The following is a 19732-nucleotide window of genomic DNA, read 5'->3' as shown; positions in this document are numbered from 1 at the left end:
CAACCCGATGAACGAACGTATCGGAACTCACCTGACCCCTGAAGAGGCTCAGGAAATCCACAAGGGCTTCATGGGCACCTTCACCATCTATGTGGTGATCGCGCTCGTCGCCCACGCGCTGATCTGGGCCAACAAGCCCTGGCTGCCGCTCTGATCGAAGACATGATCCCAGACAAACGGCGCGGCTGACCCCGCGGCCGCTGGCTGGAACCTGTGTCATTCAAGCAAACATTCGAAGGAATTCACCATGTGGAGACTTTGGTTCTACTTTGACATCCGCCGCACCCTCGTGGCGCTGCATGTTGGTCTCGCCGTTCTGGCGTTCACCATCCACTTCATCCTGCTGAGCACCACCAACTACAACTGGTTGGAAGACGGTGCTGCGCCGGCTGCTGCAGCTGTCACTTCGCCGGAAGCTCCGGCGCAGGGATAGAAGCAACGAAATGTGAGGGGGCAGGTTCGCCTGCCTGCCTCCTAACACTCGTCGAACAACTCATAGCACCCGCCCTTGTGGCGGGGAGGATGGACCTATGGCGCTCCTTAGTTTCGAGCGGAAATACCGCGTCCGCGGTGGCACATTAATCGGCGGCGACCTTTTCGACTTCTGGGTCGGGCCGTTTTATGTCGGATTCTTTGGAGTGACGACGGCGATCAGCGCCCTTCTGGGCACCATGCTGATCTTCGCCGCTGCAACCCAGGGCCCGACCCTCAACCCGTGGCTGATCTCGATCAACCCCCCGCCGGTCGAATACGGCCTGTCGCTGGCTCCCCTTGCAGAGGGTGGCTACTGGCAGATCATCACCGGCTGCGCCGTTATCGCCTTCACATCGTGGGTGCTGCGGCAGGCGGAAATCTCCCGCAAGCTCGGCATGAGTTACCACGTGCCGATCGCCTTTGCGGTGGCGGTGTTCGCCTATGTCACGCTCAACGTTATCCGTCCCTTGTGGATGGGCGCGTGGGGCAATGGCTTCCCCTATGGCATCTGGACGCACCTCGAGTGGGTTTCGGGTGTCGGCTACGCCTTCGGCAACTTCCACTACAACCCCGTGCACATGCTCGCGATCACGTTCTTCTTTACGAACTGTCTCGCGCTCGCGCTGCACGGCGGCCTGGTGTTGTCGGCGGTCAATCCGACCGGGGGCACCGACGTCAAGTCGCCCGAATACGAAGACACCTATTTCCGTGACTTCATCGGCTATTCGGTCGGCACGCTCGGCATTCACCGGGTGGGCCTGTTCCTGGCGCTGAATGCAGCGTTCTGGAGCGCCATCTGCATCGTCATCTCCGGCACTCTGTATGTCGGCAGCTGGATCGAATTCTGGGATTTCTGGAAGAAGATTCCGATCTGGTCGTAAGGAGCACCTGAATCATGGCGACTTATCAGAACATCTTTACGCAGGTGCAGGTGCAGGGGCCGCCCGAAATGGGCATCCCCCTCCCGCCGGCGGAAGATATCCGCATCCCGTTCTTGGGCCATACCTACTGGCTCGGCAAGATCGGTCAGGCCCAGTTCGGGCCGGTCTATCTGGGGCTTCTCGGCACGCTCTCGATCTGCTTCGGCGGGATCGCGATCATGATCATCGGCCTCAACATGGCAGCGGACGTCAACTGGAGCCCGCAGGCTTTCATGCGGGAATTCTTCTGGCTCTCGCTTGCCCCTCCGGGCCCGGAATACGGGTTCAGCCCCTTCGTGCCGCTGAGGGAGGGTGGCTGGTTCATCATGACCGGCGCCTTCCTGACGATCTCGGTGCTGTGCTGGTGGGCGCGTACCTACCGGCGGGCCAAGGCGCTGGGCATGGGGATGCACATCCCCTGGGCTTTCGCCTCGGCGATCTGGCTGTTCCTGGTGCTGGGCTTCATCCGCCCGATGCTGCTGGGTGACTGGTCGCAGGCGGTGCCCTACGGCATCTTCCCGCACCTCGACTGGACCAACAACTTCTCGCTGGTCTACGGAAACCTGTTCTACAATCCGTTCCACGCGCTCTCGATCGTCTTCCTCTACGGGTCGGCGGTGCTGTTCGCGATGCACGGGGCGACGATCCTGGCACTCGGCCGTTACGGCGGCGAGCGCGAGATCGAACAGATCACCGACCGCGGCACGGCGGCCGAGCGCGGTGCGATTTTCTGGCGCTGGGTGATGGGCTTCAATGCAACCTTCGAATCGATCCACCGCTGGGCCTGGTGGTTCGCAGTGCTGACCACCCTCACGGGCGGCATCGGCATCCTGCTGACCGGCACCGTGGTCGACAACTGGTACCTGTGGGCGCAGGAGCATCACTACGCTCCGACGACCGACAACTACGATCCGAGCGGCGCGATCGGCGCGGCCTCGGGGCAGTAAGAGCGCAGCCGGGCCGCGACGGTCCGGCGTCCGCTTCGAAGACACGGAACAACCCGGTCGGGCCACGCAGGCCCGGCCGGGTTTTTCGTTGCTGTCGGTGTTCAGGGATCGGCGCGGTCAGAGCGCAAGCGGCTGCGCAAATCCATCAGGTGGAGCGGGAAGGACGCGGCCAGCGGCAGCGCGATCCACCACCAGTCCGCCCCTACCATCGCCGCGCGCAGGCCCAGAACGATCAGCGCCGCGGGGCCGAGCAGTCCTGCAATCGCCCGCGCGCTCCAGCCCCTTGCGGCCCGCAGCCACGCCGCCTCGGCCGCCAGCACCACAAGGATAAGGTCAGCGGCATGGCCGCGCTCGAACAGGAATGGGATGAGGCCCTCGATCGCCACGTCCGCCTTTCCCCGTCCCGACCTCAGCCGAACGGCGCGTTGAGCTGGACCACCGACCAGTTGAGCGCCGCAGCGAAGCCCACCCACACCAGATAGGGCACCAGCAGCGCCGCTGCGCTCTTCGAGAAGCGTCCGCAGAACACGATCATCGCGACGATCGACAGCCACAGCGCGATCACTTCGTAAAAGGCCCAGTCGGGGCGCTGGAAGCGGAAGAACAGGATCGACCAGCTGATGTTGAGAAAACCGTTGAGCGCGAACAGCCCGATCACCCACTCCGCCTGCGCCGCGGTGCGCGCCGCACGCCAAGCGGTGATCCCGGCGACGGTGATCAACGCATAGATCAGCGTCCAGCCCATCGGAAAGACGACATCGGGCGGGTTCCAAGCGGGCTTCGCCAGCCCTTGATACCACGGCCCGAGGTCAGTCACCGTCGCGCCGAGCGCGGCCACGCACAGCGCCGCTACGGTCGCTACGATGACCGGGATGATGATGGTCGGCTTCATGACAGCAAGCTTAGGTGCGCGCCCGCCAACCTGCAATGGCCCTCCACCCCCGCGTCAGGTCGCGGGACGCAATCCCAGCAGGTGGGCCGTGTCCTTGAGGAAGATCTTGACGTGCGCCAGCGGCTTTGCGCGCACCAGCCGCTTGTGCATATAGGCCTGCCAAGTCAGCTCCTGCACGTCCTTGTCGTCGCACATGGTGACGAAACGTTCGCGGCGCTTGTCGGACGAATACCAGAAATACTGCATCATCCCGAGCACCCAGAACACCTTGCCGTGCTCCTTCATAAACCGCTTGCGCGCGGTGCGAAGTTGTCTGGCATCGCCGGTCTTGAGGAAGGCGGCAGCCGCCTCGCCCACCAGCCGTCCGCCGACCATGGCGTAATAAATCCCCTCGCCCGAGGCCGGCGCGACGACGCCCGCGGCATCGCCCGCGACGATCACGTCCGCGCCATTGTCCCAGCGTTTCAGCGGCTTCAACGGGATCGGCGCGCCCTCGCGGCGCAGGGTCTCGCAGCGCTCGAGCCCGAGGTCGTCGCGCATGGTGGCGATCGCCCCGCGCAGGGAGAAGCCCTTGTTGGCGCTGCCCACCCCGATGCTCGCGGTCTCGCCGTGGGGGAAAACCCAGGCGTAAAAATCGGGCGAGAGGCGGCCCTGATAATAGACGTCGCAGCGCGCGGCATCGAACTGGTCGGAATTCCGCGGCGGGGACTTGATGATCTCGTGATAGGCGAAGACGCAAGGGATGCGTTCCGCGCCGGGCAGGCACTGCTTCGCCACCGCCGAGCGCGCGCCGTCCGCGCCGATCACCACGCGGGCGCGCACGCTCTCGATCGGCCCCCCGCGCGTGCGGCGAAAGGTGACGATGGGATGCTGCTGGTCGTCCCGCTCGATCTTCTCGAAGGTGGCGGTGAGGCGTTCCGCACCCGAATGGCGCGCGCGTTCGCGCAGCCACTCGTCATAATCCTCGCGGTCGACCATGCCGACATAGCCGATCTCGCCCACCGGCATGTCGACCGCCCGCCCGGAAGGCGCGATCATCCGGGCCGAGCGCGCTCTGGCGACCAGCAGCGATTGCGGAATGTCGAAATCGGCGAGCAGGCGCGGCGGAATCGCCCCGCCGCAGGGCTTGATCCGTCCACCCCGCTCGATCAACAGCACCGAATGGCCCGCCAGCGCAAGATCGGTCGCGGCCGTCGCGCCCGAAGGTCCGCCCCCGATCACGACCGCGTCGTAGATTGCCTGGTTCATGCGAAAACCTCCCTGTCCTGCTTGATCATGCCGGCGCGCATCGCGGCGCCGCCGGTTGCCTTGACCGCCAGAATGGCGGCGGCGACGAAGGCCAGCGCCTCGATCGCGAAGACCAGCTGGAATGCCGGCCCGTCCGCGCCGAGCGCATGGCGCGCGAAATCGACGCCAACCGCGCCGAGCAATCCGCCCAATCCGAAGGCAATCGCCTGCGACGCGCCCCACACGCCCATGCGCACGCCTTCGCGTGTGGTCTCGCCGGCGCCCGCCAGCCCCATCATCGCCCCGATCGCGGCGACCGCGAAAATGCCGTTGCCGAAGCCGAGCACGAAGACGTTGAGCCCCAGCGGCCAGGGCGGTCCATTGACCGCCGCCAGCCCCAGCGCCGCAAGACCCAGTGCCGAGAGCAGGCATCCGCCGATCACCCAGGCGCGCAGCCCATCGGGGCGCCTGCCGGTAAAGGCGCTGCCGCCCACGCCGGTCAGGATCATGCCGATCAGGATGCCGCCCTGATGCCGCCCGCCCATCTGTGTCGACTCGCCCGGCGTCAGACCGAAGATCAGCCCGGCAAAGGGTTCGAGGATCAGGTCCTGCATCGAAAAGGCGATCATCGAAACGAAGATGAAGATCGTGAACCGCCGCGCCGCAGTCTCGTGCCAGATTTCGGCCAGCGCCGCGCGGAAATCGGGGGCGACCTCACCCTCGGCCGCATGGCCGAAGCGCCCGGCCTGCCGCTCCAGCCGCCAGGTGGCGAGCACGGTCAGCGTCACCGTCACCAGCGCAAGGCCGGAGGCGACCGTCATGAGCCGCTCGGGCGAGAAGGGCTTCAGCAGCTGGCCGACCGTGATCGCGGAGACCACGATGCCAGCGACCATCATCGTCCAGGTCACCGCCGCGGCGGCCGCGCGTCGCTCGGGCGCTACCCCGCTGGCGAGCAGGGCCAGCGCCGAGGTTCCGCCCGCGCCCACGCCCGCGCCGATCAGTGCATAGGCAAATATGGCCAGAGCGATCGCCGGGCCAAAGCTGTCCGCCATCATCAGGGTCGCCTGCGTCGCCAGCAGCGCGCCGAGGGCAAGCACCACCAGTCCGCCAACGATCCAAACCGCCCGGCTGCGTCCTTTATCCGAAGCATGGCCCCACAGCGGACGCGCGAGCTGCACACCGTAATGCCACGCCACCAGCCCCGCGGGGATCGCCGCCAGCAGCCCCAGCTCGACCACCATCACGCGGTTGAGCACGGTCGAGGCCAGCATCACCAGCGCGCCGATCGCCGCCTGCACCAGACCGATGCGGATGATCGCCAGCCAGCCGAAACCCTGCGTGCTTGTCACCGATGAGGCGAGCGGCGCGTGCATCAGATATAGCCCCCGAGGCCTAGCGCCGCTGCCAGCATGCCGAGCACATAGAGCGTCACGCCCACGCCATTGTACCACGGCGCATATTTTGCCGGATCGCGCAGAAGGCGCGGCATGGCCGCGATCTGCGCGGCGAGGACGCCGGTCACGATCAGGGCGGAAATGGCATATCCCCAGAAAGCCAGCAGGCCGATCACCACCACCTGCGCCCCGGCCATGGTGAGGCAGGCGAGCCGCGCCGCTGCGCTCACGCCGAGCACCACCGGCAGCGAGGTCATCCCGGTCTGCCGGTCGCCTTCCACCGCCTTGAAATCATTGAGCACCATGATCCCGTGCGCGCCGAGCGAATAGAGCACCAGCACCGCGATCACGTCCACAGAGGGCATCGCGCCCAGCATCACCGCCGCGCCGGTGAACCAGCTCAGCCCCTCATAGGTCAGCCCGCACACCAGCGGGCCGAGCCAGCCATGCGCCTTGAAGCGCAGCGGCGGGGCGGAATAGGCCCAGGCGAAGGCAAGGCCGACCAGTCCGGCAACGAACACCACCGGGCCAAGCAGCCACGCCACGCCGACCGAGAAGAGGCTGGCGAGGATCGCGATATAGAGGCCCCAACGACCCGGAATCCGGCCCGAGGGGATCGGACGATGCGGCTCATTGATGGCGTCGACGTGGCGGTCGAACCAGTCGTTGACCGCTTGGCTGGTGCCGCACACCAGCGGCCCGGCGAGCAGCACGCCCCCTGCGACGAACCACCAGCGCCCCTCTAGCCCCGCGCCCGAGGATACCGCCCCGCACATGAAGGCCCACATCGGCGGAAACCAGGTAATCGGCTTCAGGAGCTCGAGCACATCACGGGGAGCCGGTTGCCGTCGCAATCCGGTTGATGGTGCCGAAGGAGGCACGACGCGAGTCGAAGAAACCGAGTGCTCCATATATCGAAGCTATGCCTGACATCCAGAAGCGTCAAATTCTTTTGACACTGATATTCCGGCAAACACCGATTTTCGCGTTCAAATTCGCAAATGGCGCGCAGGCATGTCATTTCGGGTCATGTCAGGTGCCTTGACCAAACGGCGAGTCGCGGCGTTCCGAAACATCGGTGACGCGGGCAAATGCACGTGGGGATTTCGGCGGCGGCGCGGGGTCGCCGCAGCAGTCAGCCTAGTCGCCGTCGCCGGTGAGATTGCCGAGGCCGTAGCGGTGCAGCTTGGAGTAGAGGCTCTGGCGCGAAAGGCCGAGGATTTCCGCTGCCGAGGCGCGGTTGTCGGAGGTGTAGCTGAGCGCCGCCTCGATGCACAACCGCTCGATCAGATCGGTGCTCTCGCGCACGATGTCCTTGAGGCTCATCCGTCCGACCAGCTCGGTGAGCTGCTCGACCGAGCGCGGCAGATCCTGCTGACCCGGCGGCAGATCGCGCAGGCGGCGGCCGATGGGGCGGATCACGAAGGCGTAGTAGCCATCCTCACCCGAGGTGCGAACCGCCGACAATTCAACCGGTTCGCCTTCGAGATCATGGCCCACACGCAGCACGGTCGCGACATTGCGGGCCGCGCCGTGCTGGTCGATCTGGCCCTCGATCAGGTCGAGGTCGATCCCCGGCCGACCGATCGATTCCGAAAGGTGGCGGCCGCGCAACTGGTCGACGCTGGCGGCTTGCAGCATCTCGACGAAGGCGGTGTTGGCGGTGACGATTTCGAGATTGCTGTCAGCCACCACGAAGGCGTCCGGCATCTGGTCGACAAGTGCGAGAACCGGGGAAAAGTCCGCACCCGGACGATCGCTGGCAGGCACAAGGCGGACGAGCAGGAACTGGCCGCGATCCTGAGTAAAGCCGCTGATCGAGGCCATTACCTCGCGCGACCCGCGGGCAATGCGGATGCGGCCCGGGCTGACGGTGTCCGACACCAGCGCCGCACCGACCAGCGATTGCACCGCATCGTGCGAATTTTTGTCGATGAATGTCAGCAGCTTCTTGCCAGGCAGCCCGCCCGGCCTTGCGCCAACCAGCGTGTGTGCCGCCGGATTGGCCTCGCGGATGCGCAGCGTGCCGGCCTCCACGATCATCACCGGTTCGGTCGACCGTTCGAACAGCATTCGGTAGCGCGCTTCGAGCTGGCGCATCCTGAGATAATCGCGCTCCAGCGACTGCTGGACTTGCAACAGGCGCTGCTGGAGCCTGCCCGCTTCGCGCAGGTCGCGGCCGAAGGCGATGCGGTGCTCACCTCCGTTGACGCTGAGAACGGCATAGCGGATCGGCACGTCGCCATCACGCGAAGGATGGTTGACCTGCCGCCAGTGCTGCACCTCGCCCTTGCGCGCGGCGGCGAGCATTTCCATGATCTTGGGCCGGGATTCGTCGGTGACGGTCTCGATCCAGTTGGTGCCCACCAGATTGGAAAAGCTGGGGAAATCGCGCGGATCGAAGGCCGCATCGAGGATCGTTCCGGTATCGTCGAGCACGAGCGTGATATCGCCTGCAACCATCGCTAGCTTCATCGCCGCATCGGCATCGAGCGTGTCGAACAGTTCGGCCGCCCGCCCAAACGGGTGCTTGCCTTCGATGCTGTGCTTTCGGGTGAGCATGGTCTGGCCGGACCTACCCGCGGGTCAGATCGCGGGGTGCGACAGCCTTCACCATCGAGTTGGCCAGTTCGAGCGCGGCCAGAGCATCGGCGCCCGTTCCATCGGCCCCCACATCCATCGCTATTCCGGGGTTTTCGTTGATCATTCGTCCGCCGACAAGCACGATGATGTGAGGGTTGGCCGATACGTTGCGTACCGCCTTGATGAGGTTAGCGAGCGCCGAGCTAGGGCAATCGCGTGCGAGCGTCAATCCGAGCAGATCGAAGGGCTGGCGCGCCAATCGGTCGAGCAGTTCGCGGCGCTCGGGCTTGACCAGCGCCTCGCTGCGCCAGCCGGCTCGCGCGAAGACCTCCTCGATCATCAGCGTCCCGAAATTGTGGTGATCGCCCGGCATCGGCGAGAACAGCGCGCTGTGTGGGGTGGCAAGGCCGCCATGATCGACCGGAGAACGCGCGGCCACTTCGCGCATCACCTCCTGAAGACGCCACAAACCCATTGTAACATCGAGAAAATCGCACTCGTCACTTTCCCACATCTCGCCCAGCCTGCGCGCCGCCGGGGCGAGCAGATCGAGGCAGATCGATTCCACCGAGGCACCCTTGGCGATGAACCCATCGACCTCTTCGAGCAGGTTTGCCGCTTCCAGTTGCAGGGGCAGCATGGCGAAACGCGATGCGTCTTCGGGCGTGATGGCGCGCAGCAGGCGGGATTTGGCGCGCTGCCCGGTCCCGGAGTGGGCCATGAGCAGGCGCGGGATGATCTCGTTTTCGATGACGCTGTTGACCGAGTCGCTCTGGTCGCAGTCGGCGGTGACGCTGCGGCGGCGGACACGGTCGAGCGGGGCGGCGATCACGCCGCGCAGCACGGCCGAACCCGCGCCAAACATCCCGGAAGCCTTGGAATCTGCCATTCGTCGAACCCTCCCAGGTCGTGCGGACGAACCTTCCGCAGGAGGTAGTCACCGCCCCTCGAGAACGGCCCCGACCCCGATCCCGGGAGGCCAGTCCCTTTTCCATACGCTCTTTTGCAGGCGGGTGCAAATGACCTTACCTGCGGAGCGTCAATCGTCAAGTGAACTAAACGTCCAATTGAGTTGACACTTGTGCGGGAAGGGGCGTAATCTCCGAGTCTGAGAGAAAAGGCTAACGCAACACATGACACGGCAGGATCATGCATCCCCGGTCGAACCTGGAACTCCGGTGAAAACCATGGTGAAGGGGGCGGGCCACGAGAGAGGTCAGAGCCGCGCGCTCTACACCCCCCAGGAGCGGGAGCGGCGTGACCAGTCGGTCTGGACGCTGGTTCAGGGCGTGCTCGCTCCGCTGCAATTCTGCGTGTTCATCGTCAGCCTCGGATTGGTGGTCCGCACTCTCGCCACCGGCGAAGGCGCATTCGCCGCCGATGCCTCGATCGTCGTCAAGACGCTGGTGCTCTACACCATCATGATCACCGGCTCGATCTGGGAGAAGGTGGTGTTCGGCAAATGGCTGTTTGCGCCTGCGTTCTTCTGGGAAGACGTGTTCTCGATGCTCGTGCTGGCGCTGCACACGCTCTATCTCGTGATGCTGCTGGGCGGATACGGCACGCTTGAAGAACGGATGCTGGTCGCGCTGGCGGGCTATGCCGCCTACATCATCAACGCCGGGCAGTTCCTGTGGAAGCTGCGCATGGCGCGGCTTCAGGGCACGGCCAGCGGTCAGGCGGTGGCAGCATGAGCCCCCTTGCCACCCTCGATGGCTGCGCCGCCGAGCTTCCCCGCCCCGAGGCCGAGGCCCAGCGCCCGGTGCTGCGCGAACGCGGGCAGCGCGAAGTGTTCTGCGGCCTTACGGGCATCATCTGGCTGCACCGCAAGATGCAGGACGCTTTCTTCCTCGTGGTCGGCTCGCGCACCTGCGCGCACCTGCTCCAGAGCGCCGCGGGGGTGATGATCTTCGCCGAGCCGCGCTTCGCCACCGCGATCATGGAAGAGCGTGACCTCGCCGGCATGGTCGATGCGCAGGACGAGCTTGACCGCGTCGTCACCCGCCTGCTCGAACGCCGCCCCGATATCCGCACGCTGTTCCTCGTCGGCTCGTGCCCCTCGGAAGTGATCAAGCTCGATCTCGCCAAGGCCGCGCAGCGCCTCGGTGCGGTGCACATGCCGAGTGTCCGTATCCTCAACTATTCGGGCAGCGGGATCGAGACGACCTTCACGCAGGGCGAGGATGCCTGCCTTGCCGCGCTGGTGCCGGTGATGCCCGCCCTCCCCGCCGATGCCCCGCCCGAACTACTGATCGTCGGCAGCCTGCCGGACATCGTCGAAGACCAGTTCCTGCGGCTGTTCGCCGACATGGGCATCGCCCGCGTCGGCTGCCTCCCCGCACGCAACGCCCGCGATCTGCCGGCGGTTGGCCCGAACACCCGCTACCTTCTCGCCCAGCCCTTCCTCGGCGAGACCGCGATGGCGCTCGAAGGGCGCGGCGCCCAGCGGATCGAGGCGCTGTTCCCCTTCGGCGTCGAAGGCACCTCGGACTGGCTGCGCGCCGCCGCCAACGCCTTCGGGATCGACAAGGGCCTGACCGAGCAGGTCATCGCCCCGGGCCGCGAACGCGCCCGCATCGCGCTCTCCAAGCTGCGCCCGCAGCTGGAAGGCAAACGCATCACCTTCCTGCCCGACAGCCAGCTCGAAGTCCCGCTTGCGCGGTTTCTTCAGGACGAGATGGGCATGGCGCTGGTCGAGGTTGGCACGCCCTACCTGCACCGCGCCCATCTCGCTCTCGAGCTCGATCGCTTCGGCGCGAACGTGCGCCTGTCCGAAGGCCAGCATGTCGAGCGCCAGCTGGACCGCGTGCGCGCCGACCGGCCCGACATCACCGTCTGCGGTCTCGGCCTCGCCAACCCGCTCGAGGCCGAGGGGCTCACCACCAAGTGGGCGATCGAACTCGTCTTCTCGCCGATCCACGGCTTCGACCAGGCCGCCGATCTCGCCGAACTCTTTGCCCGGCCGCTGCGGCGCCGCGACATGCTGGAGGTCTAGGCGATGCAACTGGCAGTCTGGACATATGAAGGCCCCCCGCACGTCGGCGCGATGCGCGTGGCGACCGCGATGGAGAAGCTCCACTACGTGCTCCACGCACCGCAGGGCGATACCTATGCGGACCTGCTGTTCACGATGATCGAGCGGCGCGGCAAGCGCCCGCCGGTCACCTACACCACCTTCGAAGCGCGCGATCTGGGCAAGGACACCGCGCAGATCTTTCAGGATGCGGCGCGCGAGGCGGTTAGCCGGTTCAACCCGCAGGCGATCATCGTCGGCGCGTCCTGCACCGCCGAGCTGATCCAAGACGATCCCGCCGGGCTGTCCGAGGCGATGGCCCTCCCCTGCCCGGTCATCCCGCTCGAACTGCCGAGCTACCAGCGCAAGGAAAACTGGGGCGCGGCCGAGACGTTCTACCAGATCGTCCGCAATCTCGCTGACAAGTCGGTGGTGCGCGCACCGCGCGAAGGCCGCCCGGCACGCGCCAATATCCTCGGGCCCACCGCATTGGGCTTCCGCCACCGCGACGACCTGGTCGAGATCAAGAAGATTCTCGCCCTGCTCGACGTCGAGGTCAATCTCGTCGCCCCGCTGGGTGCCACCCCGCAGGACATCACGCAGATCGGCCGAGCCGATTTCAACATCGTCCTCTATCCTGAAATCGCAGATGAGGCCGCCCGCTGGCTCGAAAAGACTTTCGATCAGCCCGCAGTGCGGACCATCCCTATCGGCGTGGGAGCTGTTCGCTCTTTCATTGCCGACGTCGCCGAGCTGGCAGGTGCAGATCCCACGCCTGCCCTCGGCGACACCTCTTCCCGGATGCCGTGGTGGTCACGGTCGGTCGATTCGACCTATCTGACCGGCAAGCGCGTCTTCATCTTCGGCGATGCGACCCACGCTGTCGCCGCCGCCCGTATCGCGCGCGAGGAACTCGGGTTCGAGGTCTGCGGCCTCGGCTGCTACGCCCGCGAATTCGCCCGCGAGGTCCGCGCCGAGGCGGCGCGCTGCGGGATCGAGGCGCTGATCACCGACGATCACCTCGCCGTGGAAGACGCCATCGCCGCGGCCTGCCCCGAACTGGTGCTGGGCACGCAGATGGAGCGCCACATCGCCAAAAGGCTCGGCATTCCCTGCGCGGTGATCTCCGCGCCTGTCCACGTGCAAGATTTCCCAGCGCGCCACTCTCCCCAGATGGGGTTCGAAGGCGCCAACGTGATCTTCGATACCTGGGTCCACCCGCTGGTGATGGGGCTGGAGGAACACCTCCTCACCATGTTCCGCGAGGATTTCGAGTTCTCCGACGAGGCCGGCGCATCGCACCACGCGGCGCATTCCCCGCGCAAGGCACAAGTCGATAGCCTCTCGGAAGCCCCCGTCGCCGAAATTCCCGCTCCGGCCGTCGCAGATGCTGACGCATCGCTCTGGACCGCCGAGGCCGAGCGCGAATTGAAGAAGATCCCCTTCTTCGTGCGCGGCAAGGCGCGCCGCAACACCGAGAATTTCGCCGCCGCCGAAGGCCGCCGGCAGATCGATCTCGAAACGCTCTACGACGCCAAGGCGCACTATGCACGGTAGTGTCGCCTCGGCCTCCTCGGTGGACCCGCGCGCGCCCGTCCGGGTGGTGATCGTCACGCTCGACAATCACCTCAAGGGCGCGGTCGACCGGGCCGAGGAAGCTCTGGCGAAGGAAGGTATCGATCTCTCGCTTCACGCGGCGAGCGAGTGGGGCAGCAGTGCCGAAGACCTCGCAGCGGTCACCTCCGCCATCGCCGAAGCCGATATCGTCATCGCGACCATGCTGTTCCTCGACGATCACATCCGCATGGTGCTCCCCGCATTGGAAGCGCGGCGCGAGGATTGCGACGCGATGGTCTGCCTGATGAGTGCGGGCGAGGTCGTCAAGCTGACCAAGATGGGCGGCTACCGCATGGACGCGCCCGCCAAGGGGCCGCTCGCATTGCTCAAGAAGCTGCGCGGGAATGCGGGCAAGGGCGGAAAGCCCAATTCGGGCGCGGGGCAAATGAAGATGCTGCGCCGCCTGCCCAAGATTCTGCGCTTCATCCCCGGCACCGCGCAGGACGTGCGCGCCTATTTCCTGACGCTGCAATACTGGCTCGCCGGCTCGGACGAGAACGTGGTCGCGATGGTGCGCGCGCTGATCGATCGCTATGCGGCCGGCGAGCGCATGTATCGCCGCGGCATCACCCGCGCCGACGCCCCGCTCGAATATCCCGAAACCGGGGTCTATCACCCGCGCACCCAGCAGCGCATCTCCGAAAGCCTGCGCCTGCTGCCCAAGGCCGAGGGGCGTGAAGGCACGGTCGGGCTGATCCTGCTGCGCTCCTACCTGCTGGGCCGCGACTGCGCACATTACGACGGCGCAATTGCCGCCTTCGAGGCCGCGGGCCTCAAGGTCGTGCCGGTCTTCGCCGCCGGGCTCGATGCCCGCCCCGCGATCGAGCAGTTCTTCATCGGCCCCGACGGCAAGCCCACGGTCGATGCCATCGTCAACCTCACCGGCTTCAGCCTCGTCGGCGGCCCCGCCTATTCCGACGCGCAGGCCGCGCGCGAGGTGCTGGGCCAGCTCGATCTGCCCTACCTCGCTGCCCACGCGATCGAGTTCCAGACGATCGAGGACTGGGCGCACCGCCCGCAGGGGCTGCTGCCGCTTGAATCGACAATGATGGTCGCCCTGCCCGAGCTTGACGGGTCGACCGTGCCGCACGTGTTTGGCGGCCGTGCGGGACAGTCGGGCGAAGGCTGCGGCGGCTGCGAGCGGCGCTGCGCGCGCCCCACATCGCACAAGGCGCGCCCGATGCAGGCCTGCCCCGAACGCGCCGAGGCGCTCGCCGCCAAGACCCTGCGCCTGATCCAGCTGCGCCGCGCCGAGCGCGCGAGCCGCAAGCTCGCCATCGTCGTCTTCAACTTCCCGCCCAACGCCGGAGCCACGGGCACCGCGGCCTTCATGGGCGTGCACGAAAGCCTCTACGCCACCCTCCAGCGCCTCGCCGCCGAAGGCTACGACGTCGAAGTGCCCGAAAGCCTCGATGCGATGCGCACCGCATTGCTTGAAGGCAACCGGGAGCGTTTCGGCACCGACGCCAATGTCGCCTGCCGCATCCCGGCCGACGACCACGTCGCGCGCGAGCCGCATCTGGCCGAGATCGAGGCCGCATGGGGCCCGGCACCCGGCAAGCAGCTCGCCGATGGCGGGCATATCCTCATTCAGGGCGCGCACTTCGGCAATGTATTCGTCGGGGTGCAGCCGGGCTTCGGCTACGAAGGCGATCCGATGCGGCTGTTGTTCGAGGGCAGTTTCGCCCCGACCCACGCCTTCAGCGCCTTCTACCGCTACATCCGCGAGGATTTCGGTGCGCATGCGGTGCTGCATTTCGGCACTCACGGCGCGCTCGAATTCATGCCGGGCAAGCAGGCGGGGATGTCGGGCAAGTGCTGGCCAGATCGGCTAATCGGCGCGACGCCCAATTTCTACCTCTACGCCGCCAACAACCCCTCGGAAGGGATGCTCGCCAAACGCCGTTCGGGCGCGACGCTGATCAGCTATCTCACGCCGCCGCTGGCGCAGGCCGGGCTCTACAAGGGTCTTGCCGAGCTCAAGGCGAGCGTCGAACGCTGGCGCGCGACCATCGACGATGCCGATCATGCGGAAGAACGCGCCGATCTGGCGGCGCTCATCGCCGACCAGTGCGAAGCGCTCGACATCACCTATGCCGACATCGGCGAACTGCCGGCGCGGCTCTACGAGATGGAGCAGGCGCTGATCCCGCACGGTCTCCACGTCTTCGGCCGCAACCCTGCCGGGGCCGAGCGCGAGGACATGCTCGACGCGATGATGGAAGCGGGCAGCCATGACGGGCCGACCCCGGACCGTGCGCGTCTTGCCGCGCTGCTGGACTCGTCCGACGAGATGGGCGCTCTCATCCATGCGCTCGATGGCGGCTATGTCGCACCGGCACCGAGCGGCGATGTGGTGGTGAACCCCGATGTGCTCCCCACGGGGCGGAACATCCACGGCTTCGACCCCTTCCTCATCCCCTCGTCCTTCGCCTGCCGGACGGGCAGCGAGCAGGCCGAGCAGCTGATCGCGCGCCATGTGAACAGCGGCGAGCCCTTCCCCGAAAGCATCGCGATGGTGCTGTGGGGCACCGACAATATGAAGTCCGAGGGCGTCCAGATCGCGCAGGCGATGACGCTGATGGGCGCGCGCCCGCGCCGCGACACCTATGGCCGCCTCGCCGGCGCGGAGCTGATCCCGCTTGAACAGCTGGGCCGCCCGCGGATCGACGTGGTGATGACGCTATCGGGCATTTTCCGCGATCTGCTGCCGATGCAGACCAAGATGCTCGCCGAGGCCGCGCTGCTGGCGAGCACCGCCAACGAAGCGCCCGAGGCCAACTTCGTCCGCAAGCACACGCTCGAGCATCAGGCCAAACATGGTTGTGCCTTCGAGACCGCCGCGCTGCGGGTCTTCTCCAATGCCGAGGGGGCCTATGGCGCCAACGTCAACCAGATGATCGACGGCGGCGTCTGGGCCGATCCGGACGAGCTCGCCAACGCCTTCGAGAGCAACAAGGGCTTTGCCTATGGCGTCTCGGGCAAGCCGGTGCAGCAGCGCGAATTGCTCCAGAGCGCGCTGGGCACGGTCGACTTCACCTATCAGAACCTCGAAAGCATCGAACTCGGCATCAATGATGTCGACCAGTATGTCGATGGGCTGGGCGGGGTGACCCGTTCGGTCAGCCGCGCCAAGGGGGCGGAAACGCCGGTCTACATCCTCGATGCGACGCGCGGGAACACTAAGGTGCGCACGCTCGCCGAACAGATCGACCTCGAAGCGCGCACCCGCACGCTGAACCCCAAGTGGTTCGAAGGGCTGCTGGAGCATGGCTACGAAGGCGTGCGCCAGATCGAAGGCCATGTGACGAGCACGCTGGGCTGGTCCGCCACCACCGGGCAGGTCGCGCCCTGGGTCTACCAGAAGATTTCCGAGACCTTCGTGCTCGACGCCGACATGCGGCGGCGGCTGTCGGCGCTCAACCCCAAGAGCTCCGCGCGGGTCGCGGGCCGCCTGCTCGAAGCGTGCGACCGCAACCTGTGGACGCCCGACGAGGCGACGCTCGCCGCCCTGCGCGAAGCCAATGACGAGCTGGAGGACCGTCTCGAAGGCGTGTTCCCGGCAGAATGACCAAGGGATAGACCATCATGAACCTGCACAACCCCCGCTCCAGCTTCACGCCCCCCGATGGCGAAGGATCGGTGCAGGTCGCGCTCGACCCGGCCGACAAGATCAAGGGCGCGAAGGTCTTCGCGGTCTACGGCAAGGGCGGGATCGGCAAATCAACCACTTCATCGAACCTTTCGGCCGCCTTCAGCAAGCTTGGTCATCGGGTGCTGCAAATCGGCTGTGATCCCAAGCACGACAGCACCTTCACGCTGACCAAGAAGCTGATGCCCACCGTTATCGACGTGCTCGAAACGGTGGAGTTCCACTCAGAGGAACTGCGGCCGGAAGACTATATGTTCGAAGGCTATAGCGGCGTGATGTGCGTCGAGGCAGGCGGCCCTCCGGCGGGCACCGGCTGCGGCGGCTATGTCGTCGGGCAGACGGTCAAGCTGCTCAAACAGCACCATCTGCTCGAGGAAACCGACGTGGTGATCTTCGACGTGCTGGGCGATGTGGTGTGCGGCGGCTTTGCCGCGCCGCTGCAACATGCCGAGCGCGCGCTGGTGGTCGCCGCGAATGATTTCGATTCGATCTTCGCGATGAACCGCATCGTCGCGGCAATTTCGGCCAAGTCCAAGAACTACGACGTGCGCCTTGCCGGCGTGGTCGCCAACCGCAGCCGCGAGACCGACGAGATCGACCGCTTCTGCGACAAGATCGGGATGCAGCGCCTCGCCCACTTCAAGGATGTCGATGCGATCCGCCGCTCGCGCCTCAAGAAGTGCACCTTGTTCGAAATGGGCGACGATCCCGAAGTGGTCGCCGCGCAGGACGAATACCTGCGCCTCGCCGCGATGCTGTGGGCCGGGGTGGACCCCTCGACCGCCCAGCCGATGAAGGACCGCGACATCTTCGACTTTCTGGGGTTCGAATAATGGCGACACGGCTCCCCAACGATTACGACACCCGCCGCGAGGCGCTGGCGACCTATTTCGACAGCACCGCCCGGCAGGCATGGATCGACCTCACCTCTGACGCCAAGGTCTCCGGCATCCGCGCCACGGTGCGCGCCGGGCGCGATGCGATGCGCGCGACGCTGATGGGCTGGCTGCCGACCGACCTCAGGCGCACGGCTGTCCTCGATGCGGGCTGCGGCACCGGATCGCTGGCGGTGGCGGCGGCCTGCCGGGGCGCGGAAGTGACCGGGATCGACGTGGCGGCGGGCCTCGTCGAAGTCGCGCGCGAGCGCACGCCGTCATTCATCGGCCACGGGCGCATCCACTGGCGCAGCGGCGACATGCTCGATCCTGAGCTGGGCACCTTCGCCCATGTGGTGGCGATGGATTCGCTGATCCACTACCAGCCCGAAGATCTGGTCGACGCGCTCGGCCAATTGGCGCAGCGCACCACGGGCAGCATCCTGTTCACCTTCGCCCCTCGCACGACGCTGCTGGCGGCGATGCACAATATCGGCAAGGTCTTCCCCAAGTCCGATCGCTCGCCCGCGATCGTCCCGGTTGCCGAGGGCGATCTGCGCGAACGCCTCGCGGGTCTCCGGGGCTGGAGCATCGGCCGCACCCAGCGGATCAGCAGCGGGTTCTACACCTCGCAGGCGCTGGAACTGGTGCGGCACGGATGAACGCGCCCGTCCGCCCTCCTGCGCCGCCGCGCCTGGCAGAGCTGGTGTTCCGGCTGCTGCCCTTTGCGGATGCCGCGAGTGCGGACCTGCCGCTGCCGCGCCTGATGCGGCTTGCGCTGTTTCAGGTGAGCGTGGGCATGGCGATGGTGCTCTTGAACGGCACCTTGAACCGGGTGATGGTGGTCGAACTCGGCACCCCGACCTGGCTGGTCGCGCTGCTGATTGCGGTGCCGCTGCTGGCCGCGCCGTTCCGCGCGCTGATCGGGCACAAGTCCGACACGCACCGTTCGGTGCTGGGCTGGCGCCGCGTGCCCTATATCTGGTTCGGCACGATGATGCAGTTCGGCGGGCTTGCGATCATGCCCTTCGCGCTGCTGCTGCTCAATGTGCCCGACCGCTTCACGCTGGGCCTCGTGGCCGCCGCCGCCGCCTTCCTGCTGACCGGCACCGGCTTTCACGTGACCCAGACCGCGGGCCTCGCGCTGGCGACCGACCTTGCACCAGAAGACAAGCGCCCCCGCGCGGTTGCGCTGCTCTATGTCATGCTGCTGGTCGGCATGATGTTCGCCGCTTTCGTGATCGGCGGTTTTCTGGCCGATTACACCGCGACCAAGCTGGTGCAGGTGATTCAGGGCTGCGCGGTGCTGACCGTCATCCTCAACGTCGCCGCGCTGTGGAAGCAGGAAGCGCGCAACCCCGCCGCCACCGCGCCGGATCGCGACACGCCCGATTTCCGGCAATTGTGGCAGGCCTTCATCAGGAGCGGTCGCAACGCCCGGCTGCTGACCGCAATCGGCATCGGCGCGGCGGGTTTCGCCATGCAGGACGCGCTGCTCGAACCCTATGGCGGCGAGATCCTAGGCCTCTCGGTCGGGGCGACCACGGGGCTTACCGGAGCATGGGCGCTGGGATCGCTGCTCGGCTTCATGCTCTCGGGCCGGGCGCTCGCGCGCGGGTGGGATCCGCTGCGGCTGGCGGGCGCGGGGCTTGTGATCGGGATCAACGCCTTTCTGATCGTGCTGTTTGCCGGGCCCTTCGCCTCGCCGGCGATGCTCTACATCGGCAGCCTCGGGATCGGGATCGGGCTCGGGCTGTTTTCGGTCGGCACGCTGATGGAGGCAATGAGCCTCGCCAAGAACGAAAGCGCGGGACTCGCGCTGGGCGCATGGGGCGCGGTGCAGGCGACCTGCGCCGGGCTCGGCATCGCGGTCGGCGGCCTGCTGCGCGACGGCGTGGCGCTGCTGCTGCAAAGCGATGCGCCCACCGCCAGCATCGCCATGCGCGCGACCGGCTATGGCACGGTCTACATCCTCGAAATCGCGCTCCTGCTGGCTGGCCTTGCCGCCATCGGGCCGCTGGTCAGCTACCAGCGCCAAGGAGCCGGCGACACCGACGACACGCCCGCCAAGCCCTTCGGCCTGATGGAGTTTCCGACATGATTACCCGTGCCCGCCTGTCCCGTCACCGTCTCCCGGC

18 protein-coding genes are annotated in these 19732 nt (G+C 66.5%); 11 read left to right on the top strand and 7 right to left on the bottom strand.

Annotated elements, in window-relative coordinates:
• Positions 1-7: 7 nt before the first annotated feature.
• The 4 genes from pufB to pufM all read left to right on the top strand — a co-directional run bounded on the left by pufB (position 8) and on the right by pufM (position 2341).
• A complete protein-coding gene (gene pufB / locus E2E27_RS07320; RefSeq protein WP_141458334.1) occupies positions 8-154 on the top strand; it encodes a light-harvesting antenna LH1, beta subunit in 147 nt (48 codons plus the stop codon).
• A 93-nt stretch (positions 155-247) separates the two neighbouring features.
• Entirely contained in the window at positions 248-433 is a 186-nt protein-coding gene (gene pufA, locus E2E27_RS07315) for a light-harvesting antenna LH1, alpha subunit (RefSeq protein WP_086608772.1), read from the top strand.
• A 97-nt stretch (positions 434-530) separates the two neighbouring features.
• Positions 531-1355: a photosynthetic reaction center subunit L gene (gene pufL, locus E2E27_RS07310; protein WP_086608771.1), complete on the top strand. Its 825-nt coding sequence runs from the start codon at positions 531-533 to the stop codon at positions 1353-1355.
• A 14-nt stretch (positions 1356-1369) separates the two neighbouring features.
• Positions 1370-2341: a photosynthetic reaction center subunit M gene (gene pufM, locus E2E27_RS07305; protein WP_141458333.1), complete on the top strand. Its 972-nt coding sequence runs from the start codon at positions 1370-1372 to the stop codon at positions 2339-2341.
• A gap of 101 nt (positions 2342-2442) precedes the next feature.
• On the opposite strand, the gene E2E27_RS07300 is transcribed toward pufM, so the two are convergent.
• From E2E27_RS07300 to E2E27_RS07270, 7 genes are all read right to left on the bottom strand, one after another.
• Positions 2443-2727, bottom strand: a complete 285-nt coding sequence (locus E2E27_RS07300; RefSeq protein WP_234036232.1) for a hypothetical protein — start codon at positions 2725-2727, stop codon at positions 2443-2445.
• A gap of 23 nt (positions 2728-2750) precedes the next feature.
• Complete coding sequence (locus E2E27_RS07295) at positions 2751-3233, bottom strand: TspO/MBR family protein (RefSeq protein WP_181443618.1); 483 nt, start codon at positions 3231-3233, stop codon at positions 2751-2753.
• A gap of 54 nt (positions 3234-3287) precedes the next feature.
• Positions 3288-4481: a geranylgeranyl diphosphate reductase gene (locus E2E27_RS07290; protein WP_141458332.1), complete on the bottom strand. Its 1194-nt coding sequence runs from the start codon at positions 4479-4481 to the stop codon at positions 3288-3290.
• Positions 4478-5833: a BCD family MFS transporter gene (locus E2E27_RS07285; RefSeq protein WP_141458331.1), complete on the bottom strand. Its 1356-nt coding sequence runs from the start codon at positions 5831-5833 to the stop codon at positions 4478-4480. Before E2E27_RS07285 ends, E2E27_RS07290 begins: the two co-directional genes overlap by 4 nt.
• Positions 5833-6642: a chlorophyll synthase ChlG gene (gene chlG, locus E2E27_RS07280; RefSeq protein ID WP_234036252.1), complete on the bottom strand. Its 810-nt coding sequence runs from the start codon at positions 6640-6642 to the stop codon at positions 5833-5835. Before chlG ends, E2E27_RS07285 begins: the two co-directional genes overlap by 1 nt.
• 352 nt (positions 6643-6994) lie before the next feature.
• Positions 6995-8416, bottom strand: coding sequence for a transcriptional regulator PpsR (gene ppsR, locus E2E27_RS07275; protein ID WP_141458330.1), 1422 nt, complete (start codon positions 8414-8416; stop codon positions 6995-6997).
• Between the two features lie 13 nt (positions 8417-8429).
• Complete coding sequence (locus tag E2E27_RS07270; protein ID WP_234036231.1) at positions 8430-9326, bottom strand: cobalamin B12-binding domain-containing protein; 897 nt, start codon at positions 9324-9326, stop codon at positions 8430-8432.
• A gap of 298 nt (positions 9327-9624) precedes the next feature.
• On the opposite strand from E2E27_RS07270, the gene bchF reads away from it, so the two are divergent.
• Genes bchF through E2E27_RS07235 form a run of 7 tightly spaced genes read left to right on the top strand, consistent with a single transcriptional unit; the run spans position 9625 to position 19695 of the window.
• Positions 9625-10131 (top strand): 2-vinyl bacteriochlorophyllide hydratase, encoded by a 507-nt coding sequence (bchF, locus tag E2E27_RS07265; protein WP_141461665.1) that lies wholly within the window; start codon positions 9625-9627, stop codon positions 10129-10131.
• Positions 10128-11432, top strand: coding sequence for a ferredoxin:protochlorophyllide reductase (ATP-dependent) subunit N (locus E2E27_RS07260; protein ID WP_141458329.1), 1305 nt, complete (start codon positions 10128-10130; stop codon positions 11430-11432). Before bchF ends, E2E27_RS07260 begins: the two co-directional genes overlap by 4 nt.
• A gap of 3 nt (positions 11433-11435) precedes the next feature.
• The gene (gene bchB, locus E2E27_RS07255; protein ID WP_141458328.1) at positions 11436-13007 is read left to right on the top strand and encodes a ferredoxin:protochlorophyllide reductase (ATP-dependent) subunit B; all 1572 of its coding nucleotides are present in this window, start codon (positions 11436-11438) and stop codon (positions 13005-13007) included.
• Positions 12997-16638 (top strand): magnesium chelatase subunit H, encoded by a 3642-nt coding sequence (locus E2E27_RS07250; RefSeq protein WP_141458327.1) that lies wholly within the window; start codon positions 12997-12999, stop codon positions 16636-16638. Before bchB ends, E2E27_RS07250 begins: the two co-directional genes overlap by 11 nt.
• Before the next feature lie 17 nt (positions 16639-16655).
• Positions 16656-17552: a ferredoxin:protochlorophyllide reductase (ATP-dependent) iron-sulfur ATP-binding protein gene (gene bchL / locus E2E27_RS07245; RefSeq protein ID WP_141458326.1), complete on the top strand. Its 897-nt coding sequence runs from the start codon at positions 16656-16658 to the stop codon at positions 17550-17552.
• A complete protein-coding gene (gene bchM / locus E2E27_RS07240) occupies positions 17552-18256 on the top strand; it encodes a magnesium protoporphyrin IX methyltransferase (protein WP_141458325.1) in 705 nt (234 codons plus the stop codon). Before bchL ends, bchM begins: the two co-directional genes overlap by 1 nt.
• Positions 18253-19695: a BCD family MFS transporter gene (locus tag E2E27_RS07235; RefSeq protein WP_141458324.1), complete on the top strand. Its 1443-nt coding sequence runs from the start codon at positions 18253-18255 to the stop codon at positions 19693-19695. The genes bchM and E2E27_RS07235 overlap by 4 nt, the downstream gene beginning before the upstream one ends.
• Positions 19696-19732: the final 37 nt, after the last annotated feature.

This window comes from Porphyrobacter sp. YT40, assembly GCF_006542605.1.
Taxonomy (GTDB): Bacteria; Pseudomonadota; Alphaproteobacteria; order Sphingomonadales; family Sphingomonadaceae; genus Erythrobacter.
Note: the sequence above shows the minus strand (reverse complement) of the source record. Positions and strands in the feature narration are given on the sequence as shown.